The organism is Alkaliphilus metalliredigens QYMF, assembly GCF_000016985.1.
Lineage (GTDB): Bacteria > Bacillota > Clostridia > Peptostreptococcales > Natronincolaceae > Alkaliphilus_A > Alkaliphilus_A metalliredigens.
Window position 1 is genome coordinate 3,926,186 of the sequence record NC_009633.1, and the last position, 14,194, is coordinate 3,940,379.

15 protein-coding genes are annotated in these 14,194 nt (G+C 35.4%); 1 reads left to right on the plus strand and 14 read right to left on the minus strand.

The genetic code is table 11. The annotated features are described in order from the left end of the window. Positions 1-54: 54 nt before the first annotated feature. The 11 genes from AMET_RS18720 to AMET_RS18775 form a co-directional block, all read right to left on the minus strand. A complete protein-coding gene (locus AMET_RS18720) occupies positions 55-1,806 on the minus strand; it encodes an ABC transporter ATP-binding protein (RefSeq protein ID WP_012064885.1) in 1,752 nt (583 codons plus the stop codon). Beyond that, complete coding sequence (locus tag AMET_RS18725; RefSeq protein WP_012064886.1) at positions 1,799-3,628, minus strand: ABC transporter ATP-binding protein; 1,830 nt, start codon at positions 3,626-3,628, stop codon at positions 1,799-1,801. The genes AMET_RS18720 and AMET_RS18725 overlap by 8 nt, the downstream gene beginning before the upstream one ends. A 252-nt stretch (positions 3,629-3,880) precedes the next feature. Continuing rightward, positions 3,881-4,876: a helix-turn-helix transcriptional regulator gene (locus AMET_RS18730; protein WP_012064887.1), complete on the minus strand. Its 996-nt coding sequence runs from the start codon at positions 4,874-4,876 to the stop codon at positions 3,881-3,883. A 610-nt stretch (positions 4,877-5,486) separates the two neighbouring features. After that, complete coding sequence (locus AMET_RS18740; RefSeq protein ID WP_012064889.1) at positions 5,487-5,879, minus strand: zf-HC2 domain-containing protein; 393 nt, start codon at positions 5,877-5,879, stop codon at positions 5,487-5,489. Continuing rightward, on the minus strand, positions 5,876-6,358 hold the full coding sequence (locus tag AMET_RS18745; protein WP_012064890.1) for an RNA polymerase sigma factor: 483 nt from the start codon (positions 6,356-6,358) through the stop codon (positions 5,876-5,878). Before AMET_RS18745 ends, AMET_RS18740 begins: the two co-directional genes overlap by 4 nt. 342 nt (positions 6,359-6,700) lie before the next feature. Further along, positions 6,701-6,943 carry a radical SAM family protein gene (locus tag AMET_RS18750; RefSeq protein WP_012064891.1) on the minus strand — a complete coding sequence of 81 codons (243 nt, stop codon included), beginning with the start codon at positions 6,941-6,943 and terminating at the stop codon, positions 6,701-6,703. 4 nt (positions 6,944-6,947) lie between these two features. Further along, positions 6,948-7,694, minus strand: coding sequence for a GNAT family N-acetyltransferase (locus AMET_RS18755; protein ID WP_012064892.1), 747 nt, complete (start codon positions 7,692-7,694; stop codon positions 6,948-6,950). Between the two features lie 61 nt (positions 7,695-7,755). Further along, complete coding sequence (locus AMET_RS18760; RefSeq protein ID WP_012064893.1) at positions 7,756-8,022, minus strand: zinc ribbon domain-containing protein; 267 nt, start codon at positions 8,020-8,022, stop codon at positions 7,756-7,758. A gap of 185 nt (positions 8,023-8,207) precedes the next feature. Continuing rightward, positions 8,208-9,329, minus strand: a complete 1,122-nt coding sequence (locus tag AMET_RS18765; RefSeq protein ID WP_012064894.1) for an RNA-guided endonuclease TnpB family protein — start codon at positions 9,327-9,329, stop codon at positions 8,208-8,210. After that, the gene (gene tnpA / locus AMET_RS18770) at positions 9,326-9,727 is read right to left on the minus strand and encodes an IS200/IS605 family transposase (protein WP_041720962.1); all 402 of its coding nucleotides are present in this window, start codon (positions 9,725-9,727) and stop codon (positions 9,326-9,328) included. The genes AMET_RS18765 and tnpA overlap by 4 nt, the downstream gene beginning before the upstream one ends. A 91-nt stretch (positions 9,728-9,818) precedes the next feature. After that, complete coding sequence (locus tag AMET_RS18775) at positions 9,819-10,166, minus strand: helix-turn-helix transcriptional regulator (protein ID WP_012064895.1); 348 nt, start codon at positions 10,164-10,166, stop codon at positions 9,819-9,821. Between the two features lie 294 nt (positions 10,167-10,460). Here AMET_RS18775 and AMET_RS18780 point away from each other — a divergent pair, with 294 nt between their 5' ends. Next, positions 10,461-12,320, plus strand: coding sequence for an IS1634 family transposase (locus tag AMET_RS18780; protein WP_041720256.1), 1,860 nt, complete (start codon positions 10,461-10,463; stop codon positions 12,318-12,320). A 408-nt stretch (positions 12,321-12,728) separates the two neighbouring features. On the opposite strand, the gene AMET_RS18785 is transcribed toward AMET_RS18780, so the two are convergent. The 3 genes from AMET_RS18785 to eutM all read right to left on the minus strand — a co-directional run bounded on the left by AMET_RS18785 (position 12,729) and on the right by eutM (position 14,192). Then, positions 12,729-12,938, minus strand: a complete 210-nt coding sequence (locus tag AMET_RS18785; protein WP_157047296.1) for an effector binding domain-containing protein — start codon at positions 12,936-12,938, stop codon at positions 12,729-12,731. Position 12,939: 1 nt separating this feature from the next. Continuing rightward, a complete protein-coding gene (locus AMET_RS18790) occupies positions 12,940-13,689 on the minus strand; it encodes a transposase (protein WP_242661499.1) in 750 nt (249 codons plus the stop codon). Between the two features lie 203 nt (positions 13,690-13,892). After that, positions 13,893-14,192, minus strand: coding sequence for an ethanolamine utilization microcompartment protein EutM (gene eutM / locus AMET_RS18795; protein ID WP_012064897.1), 300 nt, complete (start codon positions 14,190-14,192; stop codon positions 13,893-13,895). Positions 14,193-14,194 lie beyond the last annotated feature (2 nt).

Genomic DNA, 14,194 nt, shown 5'->3' on the forward strand with positions numbered 1-14,194 from the left:
CCCATTAATTCTAGATTTTTCCCAATAATATCCCTACAATCATAGTATGCATCCTTAAATGCTCCATCCCAAATTTTCATTCTGAATACTGTAAAGTCTCTCATACAATCCTTTCTCCCTTAGCAACTCATCATGAGTTCCTTCCTCTAGAACCCTACCTTTGTCTAGAATAATAATTTTATCAGCGCTTACTACGGTTCTTAAACGATGGGCGATTACAATTACTGTTTTTCCTTCTATGAGCTTTGAAATAGCCTGCTGAATCAATACCTCATTTTCTGGATCCAATGAAGCCGTTGCTTCATCAAGTAAAACAATGGGGGCATTTTTAAGCAATGCACGGGCAATAGAAATCCGCTGCCTCTCACCTCCGGAAATGGTACTCCCATTTTCTCCAAGCTTAGTGTGATATCCGTCTGGCAGATTGTTGACAAATTCATGGCAGCAAGCCGCCTTAGCAGCTTCCATAATCTGTTCCTCAGTGGCATCCATATTACCGATGCGAATATTGTTATAAATGGTATCGTTAAACAATACCACATCCTGAAATACAAAGGACATATAATCCATCAAATACTCTGGATCCAATATTTTGATGTCAATACCCCCTATTTTTACTACGCCCTTATTTACATCCCAAAATCTTGCAATCAACTTTGATAGGGTGCTCTTTCCACTTCCCGATGGTCCCACCAATGCAGTAATACCATTGGCAGGAATGGATATACTTACATCTTTAATTACCGTTTCCTCCGGGGCAAGATTTCCCGTATAACTGAAGGATACATTTTCAAATTCTATATTGTAGTTCTTTATTTCCTTTTCTGTATCTCCCTCCATTATAGGTGTTGAAATAAGCCTTCTCATGCGCCTTGTGGAAGTCTGCATATAGAACAGTTCCGGAAGAAGCGTAAGCTCTGTCAGTATGGGCCCATATATTCTTACGACGATTAGAAAAAACATCAGTAATGGAATTAATTCAATTTTTCCTCCTGTCAATAGATATGTTCCTGCAAAAACCGTAAGCCCCACTCCCGCCTGTACCACGATCTGGGCTCCTGCAACAAAAACCCCGGTCCCAAACTCCAATTTTATGGCCATTTGCTTCATATACCGAAGCGCATTGTCTAAGGCAGAAAATTTAGAACCATCTAATCCACAAGATTTAATGACTTTGATGCCCTCTAAATATTCCTGCACCTGATCAGAGGCCTTTAGCTTGGCTTCCACATGCTTTTCACTTAATCTGTTTTGGATTTTTTTGCTTAAGACGATAATTAATAATGCAATGGGTACTGTACTAAAAACCGTCAGTGCCAATCTCCAATCAAAAGCTGCAAGACCAAGGCAAATCACAGTAATAGAAATAGCATTAGCCAAAAGCTGTGGGATAATATGACTTAGCACATGCTCGCTTGTTGAACAATCTCCCATTATGTTGGTAGTCAGTTCTGATACATCCTTGGCATTAAAAAAACTCATAGGAAGCTTTCTTATATGCTCTGCAATACGGGTTCTATTTGCTTCCGATTCCATATAGGAGGCTATATAGGTTTTTTTGTAATCATTTTTACTGGCCAGAAATACAAGAACTGCTGCTATAATACCAAGTCCGAAAAAAATCCACATCTTTGTCCAGGAGATTGTCTCCCCCATGAAGGGCTTCAACAGTTCAACAAATATTTGAATTGTAATACCAAAGGGTAACATCAAACTCAAGTTGGTAATGGTGCAAGCTATAATCGCTTTCTTCAAATCTGAGTGCCCTTTATGGGTCAACATGAGCCTTTCTCTTAAATTAAGCATTTTTCTCCATCTCCTTTCCGGTGTCCAATTTCCAATCAAGGGCTCTTGTATACATTTTCCACATTATGCTATATTTTCCCTTTTGCTGAATCAGTTGGTCATGTGTACCACATTCAACCGGCTGTCCTTTATCCATAACAATAATTTTATTTGCACTTCGTATGGTAGACAGTCGGTGGGCAATAATGATAACTGTTTTGTTCTGTATCAATTTTTCAAATGCCTTTTGTATTAATTGTTCATTTTGGGGATCTGCAAAGGCAGTAGCCTCATCAAGGACGATAATAGGGGCATCCTTTACAATAGCTCTGGCGATTGCAATGCGCTGGCGTTCACCTCCTGAGAGATGCACTCCCTTCGTGCCCACTACTGTGTGATAACCATTTGGCAGCTTCTCCACAAACTCATGGCACTGTGCAGCTTTTGCAGCAGCAATAACCTGTTCATCTGTAACCCTTTGATCTCCAATTCTAATATTATCCATAACACTCTGCTTGAATAAAAATACATCTTGAAATACAAAACTCACCTGTTCCATCAAGTAATCTAACTGCATATCTCGAATATCCACATCACCGATTTGAATGCTTCCCTCAGTCACATCAAAAAATCTCGGGATTAGATGAGCGATGGTGCTTTTGCCACTACCAGATGGACCTACTATGGCAGTAACCTCTCCTTGCTCTGCCCGAAAGGACACTTCCTTCAAAGCAGATATGTCTTTATCTTCATCATAGGAAAAGGATACGTTATCAAACTCAATATTGCGACCTTCACAGGTTTTAGGATTAACTGTCTCCGGCAGTGTTCTCTTGTGTAAAATATCATCCATACGCTCTATACCGCTTGAAATTTTCATTCCAGCACTAGACACGTACATAATTTTCATCATGATTGAAGAAATGGATGGCACAAACAAAATATAAAAAATAAAGGTCATGGCGTAGGTTTTATAGTCGTTCGTATTCATACCAATCAATATTCCCACTGGAATTAAAAGAAGATAAATATTGTTGATAATCATTGTAAAAGCCGACATGTAATTTTCCCAACTTAATGTAAATGGAATGACAAATCCAGTGTATGCTTTAATTGTCTCATGTAATCTTCTAAAGGAATATACCGTCTGTCTAAAGGCTTTAACAACAGAAATGCCCCGAATATATTCCACCGATGCATTATTCATTTCTTCCAATGTAGACTGATATTTGTCCATCATCGCCTTGGAACCCTCATTTCCATATGCCTTAACCTGCACAATAAAGGCTATGGCAATACCCACCAAGGCTGCCAAACCGAAGCGCCAGTCAACCACTAATAAAATGACAACCATGACTATGGGGGCCACTATTGATGCCACTATATCTGGAAGTTGATGTGCAATAAACCCTTCTATTTTTTCTATATTTTCATCTATAACTTTCCGAAGCTTACCACTTCCAAAGTTTAGATGAAATCCAAGGGGCAATCTAGAAATATGAGCAGCAAATCCTATCTTTAACTCATACAAAGTACTAAAAGCCGCCAAATGAGAACACATTAGGGCTGTGAAATAAAGTAGAACATTTCCAAGTATTCCGCCGAGAGCAATCCATCCAAAGCCCAAAGTTCTTTGCACATCAAGACTTGCAATATGTGGATAAACCCCAATGATTTCACCTATAATATAGTAAATTGCGATATAGGGCACAAAGGAAGCGATGGATGCCAGTGCTGCTAAAATCCCAGAGCATATTACCAAAGTCTTTTTTGTAGCGGCAAGTTCCATTAGCCTTGCCACTCCAGATTCTCGATTTGTGATTTTCAAGTTTTCATTCTCCATTTTTTAGCCTCTTTTCTTTATCAAGTATTGTTTTAATCATTGAGTTCCCCGATCCTAAGTTTTTAATACGCCTCACCGATCTCCCCATTAAACCTAATCAATTTAATTGATATCGATTTTCAAGATCATATGATAACACAATGATACCTTATTTTTATTTCTTTTTTCTACGCCAAAAGGGATAAAATTTATGCCAAAAAGTATTTTAGGAACAGAGAAGGTATTCCTTCACTGTTCCTAAAATAGATATTTTTATGAATTTTTTATGAATTCCGATGGATTAACCCCATATTTTCTTCTAAATTTTTCTGCAAAGTGGCTGGCATCACTGTATCCTATCAATATTGCTGTTTCTGTAACTCTTAGCTTTTTATTCTCCATTAAAAATCTTGCCATCTCCAACCTCTTATCAATAACATAAGCATGAATAGGCATTCCAAAGAACTCCTTAAAGCCTGTTTTAAGCTTGTATTCATTAAGGCATATCAATCTTGCAAGTTTCCCTATGGTAGGTGGTGTTACAATATTTTCATCAAGAATTCTCCTAGCTTTATGGAGAGCATTTATATCCGAGGCAGAAAGACTAATGGAGGAATGTAATCTACCATTTTCAAAAATGATTTCATCCATAAAAACAGCAATCAATTCCAATACTTTTCCTTCAAGATATATTTTTTTTACATAACCTTTGTAGCCACAATGTATCATATCATTTAAAATCACCTTAATAGTTGATGAAAATTTCCTTTTATAGAAATAACTATCTCCATGGGATAGTAAGGTAGCCGCATTCTGTTTTCCTATATGATGCATCATGTTTGTTACTAACGCAACATCTAACCCTATACTAATTCCCCAAAATCGTTGTTCTGGTTTATAGGTACATATAGATTTTTCTTGATTTACATTGAATATACAGCTTTCTCCACAATCTATCTCATATTCTTTTTTGTCCCCCTCCGCTCTCCACTGGAGAGCTTCCCCCAAACAAAAAGCAAAATAATACAGACCCTTGTCATGCCCTCCCCCCATGGTCAAACTTTCATGAAAAGTCATATCAGATATTGATATTTCCATTGAGGGCTTGACAATGATTCTTTGACAAAAGCCCTTTCCCATTTTTTCAGGTAGTTTCATCTCTGCTTCAAAGGAATCCTTCCTATAAATGCTATTATAGGCGGCACATACAGGGCAGTTTTGATCTTCAGGATTAAAAATCTCATTATTTTGAATTTGATTATCTATCATAGCAACAACCTCTCAATACTTATAATCTCTATGATCATATCCGTATCGTACAATTATACATTCGAACCATCAATTAACAAAGGATGCCATAGAACCGTGGGTGTGCGATGCAGCTAGTTGCATCATATGCTCATGATAACCCCCTGTATGAAGAAAAGAGCCTATCTTTTATGATTGACTCTTTTATAGGCCTTGCTATCACAGCTTTTTTTTCAAAAATCATTTCCAACTTTTGCAGTATGATGCCTAAATCTTAAAGTTTTTATTAACCCTCGATGAAGAGAAGCGATTATTAAAATAATGATGGGACAGATGTAATCATATACACTCTTTACTTTCCTCATGATAACCCCAAGTGAAACACCTAACTTTAAATCGATGTTGATAATCATTTTCATTTCCATCATATGTTATTCTTTAATAATTGTCAATGCAAAAAATGTGTCGATACAGAAATTAATCTATTCACATTCGCACTCTCATCGGTGTCGTATCCCAGGAACCGTTTAGTACTCATTGTTAAACTGTCCATTTTCAAACCTTCTTCTTGTCCCCCATGTGGAGTTTTCGCTGATAGATCTACTATCGTCCTCGATTATAATTAGTAAGGCTAAGGTAAAACCTTGAAACCCATAAAGACATAAAGCACAAGAAAAATGATTATGACAGCTAATATTGTGAAGAAAACTCCTTTTAGTAAAGATTTAAACATTCCTTTTTTCCATCTGATTGATAATTCTTGTACCGCTTCAGCTTCTTTCAAGTTCCGTTCTGCATAGTTAATAGGTAATTCATTATCCATAGCTTGTAATTCAGCTTTACAGTTATCACAACAAGTAAGGTGTTCCTCAACCATTGCTTTACTTTCATCGCTACAAACACCGTCATGATACAGTGGCAGCAGATCTTTTATGATTTCACAAGAAATTTTCATTTCATTGCTACAAACACCATCATGATCCAGTGGTAGCAAATCTTTTATGATTTCACTAGAATTTTTCATTTCATTTCCTCCTGTAATTGTTTTTTTGCTCTGTAAAAAATCAACCTTGCCCAACTGTCAGTTTTCTCGTACAACTCCCCAATTTGCGAAAATGACAGCTCTCCAAACACACGTAAAGTAAAAACTTCTTTATATGGCTCATTTAGATTATGGAGTAAAACGTGCAATCTCCGTGCAGCCTCTTTATCGAGATAGTCTGTTTCTAATTCTACATTTGATGTCCTATCTAAAAACTCTGTATCCATGCCCAAAACCGTACGTTTCTGTTTCTTGTAAAGTGTAAAATAAGTGTTTTTTGCAATTTGACAGAGCCATACATATAGTTTGCAGCTTCCGTTGAATTGATTTATGTTTTGCATTGCCTTAAAAAAGGTTTCCTGCGTAACTTCTTCCGCAATGGTTTCATCCCTACTCATGGATAACACATATTTATAAACATCAGAAAAGTATTCCACATATATTTCACCGAAATCTGTCACTTTCTCACCTCCTACTCATAAGACTTGGCTAAAACAAAAACGTTTCAATATTTTTTTATTTTTGTTGTTAAAACTAAATATATTTTCCCTTTGAAAATTTCTATATGAATCTCACAGAAAATATCTCCCTCAAACCCTTAAATAATCTGTGCTTAATAGTTTCTCAAAAGATATTTTCTTCTATACGCTTACGCTAAACACCTATCCTATTTGTTATAAGCTCTGAATTTAAGGTACTTCTTTGATTCAGTGTAAAAGTTAACCCCAAAGCAAAATTCCCCCAAACAATAGTCTGAGGTAATATAAAACATACTTTTCATTTTTCTTAAACTTCTACATCCCTTAATATGATTTACATTTTTTTGTCATACCAGTGGTAATCATACACTTATCACGCTTTTTGGATAATGCCTTTTCCAATAATTCCATGGCATTTGTTTTAACTTCTATATTTTCAAAAGTATAGGTCATCCCATATATCTCACTTCTTGAATCACAATATATGCAACCATGGGTACATCCACGATATATATTCATGTTATTCTTTTTTGACAGAATTGTTTTGTATTCTTTATAATTTATCATGTTCTTACACCAAAATCTTCTTTTTCAAATGCCCTTCATTCAGTAAATGTACAGTTTTAAACCTTCCTTTATTAAATACTGCATAATTATTAAATACACAGGGGACAGATTTAGCTTTTTCTAAAGAATTTACTTCAATCAGGTTTAACGGAATATTATTAGCTTGGCAAAATTTTTCAACCTGCTCTATACAGTTAGGAATATATGGACACTGCTTTGAGTAATAAATTGTAAGTTCTTTCGTATCGATTTCTTGCTTTCGTGCACTATCAGCGAAAGTAGGTTCTGCGCCATCAAATGATAACGCCAATAGTTCATAATCGGCAATTGTATCTACTACTTCAAATCCATGGTTTAGCATATATTTTTTGTCTGTAAGGAATGGTGTTTTTTTCTTTGAACTGATAACACAAATGCCTGATTTTCCATGACTCTTCGCATCTTCAATGCAATATTCTAATAATTTTTTTCCATGTCCCTTGCTTTTGAAACTACCTGAAACCCAAAAACAATATATATAAATATAGTTCTCGCCATTAACAGGAACCCAAGCCGTTTCCAATGGAGCGTATTCTATAAAAACCTTTCCTTTATCGTCAAGTTTTCTAAAAACATGACCTTCTAATATTCTTTCAGCTAACCAGGCTCGCTTCACATCAACCCCATGCTGGTGCTTCTTATCAGAAATGGCACAGCACAAATGCTCTTCAGCAATGTTATTCATTTCCAAGTTAATATAATTATTACACATCTCAATACCCTCCTTTTTCAAACCAAGAAGGCATAGAAATACATCTATGCCCACTCGGTAATTATCCTATCTTCCAGCGTTTTAATGTAGGGAAGAACTCTTTCATCATTTTTCTGGCTTCGTCCTCATTCATGGCAGAATTTGCAGAAACCATGTGTGGAACACAAACTTCAATCATTTTTTCCATAGAAATGTCTGATGTAAATGTCCCCTCCATGTAACAATACTTACAATAGTCTTCATTCTTGGTTCCATCTAAATTTGATCCATACATTTCATCCGTATCTCCCATTGGCATCGCACAAGATTGACAATACTTTTCTTCCATCGGTAATACCTCCTTATCGTTTATATCTAGATTATAGACTATTTAATATGACAACATAGTGTCATAGTGACATACTCCCACCGCCTACGTTAACACTTAAAGGTGGGGGCTTCTTGGGACGTATCAGCTCATGCTGATATAATTACCAAGCTAACCCCGTCTGCCCAACGGTTTCTTCATCTATTCTAGGCTACGCCTATTATTCTACATCCTTCATTCCTTATATTGATTGCAGCGTTTATATCTCTCTCGATTACTTCTCCACAGGAACAAGTCCAAACACGCTCCGAAAGAGTCAATTCTTTATTGACCCGATTGCAGAATCGACAAAGCTTACTAGAGGGATACCATTTGTCAATGACCACAAGTTGTTTTCCCTGTTCCTTGAGCTTGTACTCTAAAAATGTTTTTAGCATACCAAATCCATTATCATTAGTTGACTTAGCAAGCTTCAGTCCCTGTGCCATGCTTCGCATATTTAGATCTTCTATCACCACTACATCATAGGCATTGGCTATCTGCCTTGATTTCTTGTGTAAGAAGTCTTTTCTTTGATTTGCTACTTTTTCATGAAGTTTAGCTACTTTTTGACGTTGCTTTTCTCTATTTTGGCTACCTTTTTTACGTTTAGATAGCTTTCTTTGTTCTTTTTGAAGTTTTTCTTCCGCTTGGCGATAATATCTAGGATAGTTGCCTCTGTCTCCTTCATTATCTACATATAGTTCTTTTGAAGAGTAGTCTAATCCTAGGGTTGTTTCCTTAGTTGCCATGACTAAATCTGTTTGTATATCAAACTCCACAAGTATGGATATGTAATATTTTCCTGTGGCTGTCTGACTAATGGTAGCAGACTTAATCACTGAATTTTCAGGTAATTGTCTGTGCATCTTTATTTTTATGTCCTTTAATTTAGGCACCCGAATATGACTGTTATCCATCAGTCTAATGGTTCCTTTTTGATTATTGGTGGTATAGCTTTTTTTATCTCTATGTTTGCTCTTGAATTTTGGGAATCCAATTGAGTGATCTCTAAAGAAATTACCATAAGCTGTATTTAGATTGAGCTGAGCGTTTGCAAGTGCCAGGCTATCTACTTCCTTTAGCCATGGAAATTCACCCTTATAGTTGGCAGGGGTTAGATATTTTTCTTGTTTCAATGCTAGCTTGTCATGTTTATACTCTTCATATATTTCTTTTCGATTTGAAAGCATTTGATTATAGACAAATCGAACACATCCGAAGGTCTTTTTGATGAGTTCTTCTTGCTCTCTGTTTGGAATGATTCGATATTTATAGGCTTTATTCATGACTTTTCACCTTGGCTTTCGATATATGCTTTTATCACCTCTACCGATACGCCCCCAGTGGTCAGTAGGCAAAAACTCCTGGCCCAAAAATATTCCTTCCATAACTTTTCTCTTATGGCAGGAAACTCTTTTTTCACTAGTCTTGAACTTGCACTTTTATATGCATTGATGAATTTTGATAGTTGTGAATTAGGATGTGCCTTGAACAAAATATGTATATGATCTATGTCTCGGTTCCATTCCTGTAAGGTAATATTATAATTTGACGCAATTTTGACAAATATGGCTTTGAGTTCTTCAGAAATAGGGTGATCAATTACCCTGCGTCTGTACTTTACCACCAAAACAAGATGATAGTACATCAAGAATACCGAGTGATTATTATTATCTAATTCCATGAGTACACCTTCTTTATATGGGATATGACTGATTATGTATATTATACCATATATTAGGTCATTTCTCAAGGGACAACAATTCATCCCCCACCTATAGAGGATAGGGGACTTCTTGTTGTATTAAGTTAAAAGCAGCTGATAATTTTGTTAAAACCTGAGTCGTTTCCTTGGGTTTAACCGCTTCTAGCGCTTGTAGGGCAGAAATAATCTCTTCTTGTTCTTGTTCAGTTAAAAGAGATCTATTCAATGTAAATTCAGGGAGCAGACTAATGCCGCCTCTCCTCCCCTTCTCAGTATATACCGGAATCCCTGCAATGCTAAGCGACTCTAAATCTCTGTAAATAGTACGTTGTGATACTTCGAAACGCTCTGACAGTTCTTTCGCTGTAACCCTACCTTTACTCAATAGAATATATACAATTTCAAAAAGCCGTTTCATCTGCAATCCACTCACCTCCCTGATTTTAGACTCATTTTTTATTCAAAAATATACCCTCGATATGTTCCTATGAACGTATGCCGAGGGTTATAGATAAACTTTTATGACGTCATTCAAGCCATTGAAGGCAGCGGAGCTCTCCTGACTTCAGAACATAAATTCAGAACAAATGATGAGTAAATGTTTAAATTTGAACATTTCTCATTATTTTTTTGTTTATTTACGCCCACGACTTGTCGTGGTGAATAATATGATGTATAATGTAGTTAGAGGGATTTTATGGAGGGATTGTGCATGTATATTAGTAAATCTAAAAGACCAAATGGTAAGTATTTCATATCAATTGCTAAGGGGATTAGAGATCCTGAAACTAAGAAATCAAAAAAAATTCAGATTAAAGGTTTTGGTACTCATGATTTGGATTCTAAATCAGGTAAGAAAGCTCTTGTGCAAGCTGAAGCTGAGCTAAAAGAAATGATTAGACTAGATGAAGCTTCTCGAGGATTTGAAAACTTTGAAGATTTTATTGTATCCATGTCAAAAGATAAGCTTTCTCTTAAGCATAAAAATATTGGCTATCTACCATACTTAGAAATCTTTAACCAATTGAAATTACAAAGTTTCTTTTCTAAGATGGTCAAAGACTCTAAACTTGATTATTCTTTTAGCGATATGATGTTCTATCAAGTACTTGGTAGATTATTCAATCCTTCTAGTAAGCTTGAAGTAGCTACTAGAAAGGATGATTTCCTGTATGATTTTAATTTTGTAAATAACGATAATATTTATTCCTCTTTGGATGTTTTTTCTGGATTTAATAAACATAAATCTAAAGCGTTACAAGATGGCATTCAAGTCATAAACGATATGGAGATTCTCTTAGATACCGTTGATTCAGAGGCTAAAAAAATATTAGAAACTAACATAAACAATACCTCTCACGAATTAGAAGAACTAATAACGTCTTATGATAGTAATTTTGAAATGAATGAAAACAAACTTTTCAAACATCTCAATAAACATATGGAAAAGATTGTTCCAGAAAGAAATATATCTTTAGCCTTTTATGACTGCACAACCTATTACTTTGAGTCTTTTGATGAAGACGGTTTTAGAGAAAGAGGCATGAGTAAGGATAATAAAAGAAATGAAACACAAGTGGTTATGGGTTTATTAATAGACACAAATGGCATCCCTATTTCCTATAGGCTTTTCAAAGGCAACAAACATGAATTACATACCATGGAAGAGGTCATTGACGATATATTAAATAATTACACCATAAAAGAAATTATTATCGTTGCTGACAGAGGCTTAAATTCAAGGGCTAACTTAGAAATGATCCGTGGCAAAGGGCTTAACTACATTGTAGGTTCTAAGGGCAGTGCAGTGCCTAAAGATCTAAAAGAGAAGAAATTCAATTCATCTTGGAACATCACTTCTAAAGCCGAGGCTAAATATAAAAGCGGCTATATCACCAGTAAAAGAAAAGTGAGTCACAATGATGAAACCTATGATGAATTAATCATAAAAAAATATTCAGATGTCTACAAAGAACGGGAGATGTTTAAACAAGATAAAATGCTTGAAAGAGCGAAAAAAAATATAAAAGATTTTACAATTAATTCAACAACTAAATCTAAAAGCAAGTATTACAAAGCTGTTGATAATCCTAAAGAGAAAATAAACATTGAGATCGATGAAGAAAAAATTAAACAAGAACAAGAGAATTTCGGATATTTTTACATCGTTACCAATAAAGTAGAGATGAATCCAGCAGATATAATGGTGGCTTATAAATCCCTGTATAAAATTGAAGAGTCCTTCAGAATATTAAAAACAAATTTAAAAGCAAGACCTGTGTATCACTTTAAAGAACGAAGAATCCGGTCACATTTTTTAATTTGTTATTTGGCCTTAGTCATCCAGAGAGTATTAGAGTATAAATTAGAAGAGAAAAACGTTGAAATATCTACCCATGAAATAATCAATGGTCTAGAAGGGTTTGTTATAGATGAGATTGATTACAAAGTAGACAAATTATATATGATCTCAGACAAATTATTTAAGAGCAAAATAAACCAAGACATATTTAAAATTGAAAAGAATGTTCTACTGAGTAATGAAATCTCCAATATAATTAAAAAGATGTAGTGAGTGCAAAACAAAAATAAAAAGTACTGAAACCTCTGTAAACAGATGGCTTCAGCACTTTTTATTATGAATGATGTTCCGAAGTCAGGTTTTAGACTCATTTTTTATTCAAAAATATACCCTCGATATGTTCCTATGAACGTATGCCGAGGGTTATAGATAAACTTTTATGACGTCATTCAAGCCATTGAAGGCAGCGGAGCTCTTTTCGAATGATTAACCCCTCAATCCCTTGATTATATTGGCTATTTTTGCTCAAGCAGACAGACACACTCCACATGGTTTTTGGTAGAATGGTGATAATATTTCGCAGAAAAATCAGTACCCCCCTGGGGAATATTTTAATTTTTTCCCACTATAACCCAGTGCTCTTTCCACAATATGGGATTAACACTTGTTGAGCCACTCTCAAACAATCGGTATATAAATCTCTACTAGACGTTTGTCTCCCTGTTCTTCCACTTTAGGGTAATGTTCAAGAGAAAATCTGTCATCAGGTTTTTGACCACTTGTGGGAAGCCATTTGCCATACATATAATACAAGGCTTTGTCGTATTCACTTGGTTCTACCATAAAACTTCCAACAGCACAAAGTCTCGGGGACGCTTTGTTCGACACATTAAGCTTTTTGAATAATACTCCTCCCAATACCCAATACCCTCTCAAGTTGTCTAATACTGGCGCCGGTCTCTTGTTTGATTCTTTTTAATATTATGTCTCTTGTTTGATTCTCTATAAGATGCAAATTTTCCATCTCTACAATGCTTTTTATACATTCTTTTAATTCATCATCAGTATATCTTTTCCTCTCTTCGTAATCTAAACAATAATCAGTATTCTGTTGGCTATGAAATTTTATAAATTCATCTGTATCAATAAAATATCCCATGGCAATATCCCTGTCAACTATAGTGCTACGATGAAGATTCAGATAATCAGCATAACTGCTCCATTTATAATCACATATAGTCTTAATTATACCTGCTTTCACTGGATTTTGATGGATATATCGCAATACTACCAATAGATAATTATCATCATTCACTGCTTCACTCTGATATCTGTTTTGAAACAGATGGCCAGTTCTTCCATGTTTTCTATTATGATATTGTGCATACCCCACACTTATCCTTCTGATGGTATTCCCTATTTCTTCCTTACCCTCTTTTATAAGTAAATGAACATGGTTAGTCATAAAGCAATAAGCGACTAAAGAAATATCGCTTTTCCCCTTAGCTCTTTCAATATAATGCAAGAATTTATCATAATCATCCTCTGCTATGAAAATGTTCCTTTTATCTATACCCCGCATCATTACATGATATATTCCTGTTTGGCTTTTTTCTCTAGCATTTCTTGGCATTTTCATCACCCGTGATTATCTTATCATTATCAACTATACGTGTCAATCAAAGCGTCCCTTTGACTTATTTGACTTGACTTTGACTTCTTTGACTTTTACTAAAGCCCAAAGACATATCTTCTACATCTTTGAGCTCATTTTTTAATACTTAAACCTAAAAATACTTTGATTCATTTTTTTGAACGTTGCGCTAATCCCTCATTTTCTAATTATTTCATAACTTCTTTAGATGCCTTTTTCATAGGAAGAATTGTTTCTACTTCTCCATGAGGACGCGGAATTACGTGTACAGAAATCAACTCACCAACTCTTTTAGCCGCTGATGCACCTGCATCTGTTGCTGCCTTCACAGCACCTACATCGCCCCTCACCATAACAGTTACTAAACCTGCACCAATTTGCTCTTTTCCTACTAAACTCACATTTGCCGCCTTTACCATAGCGTCTGCCGCCTCAATTGATCCCACTAACCCTTTTGTTTCAATCATTCCTAATGCATCATACTTCATTT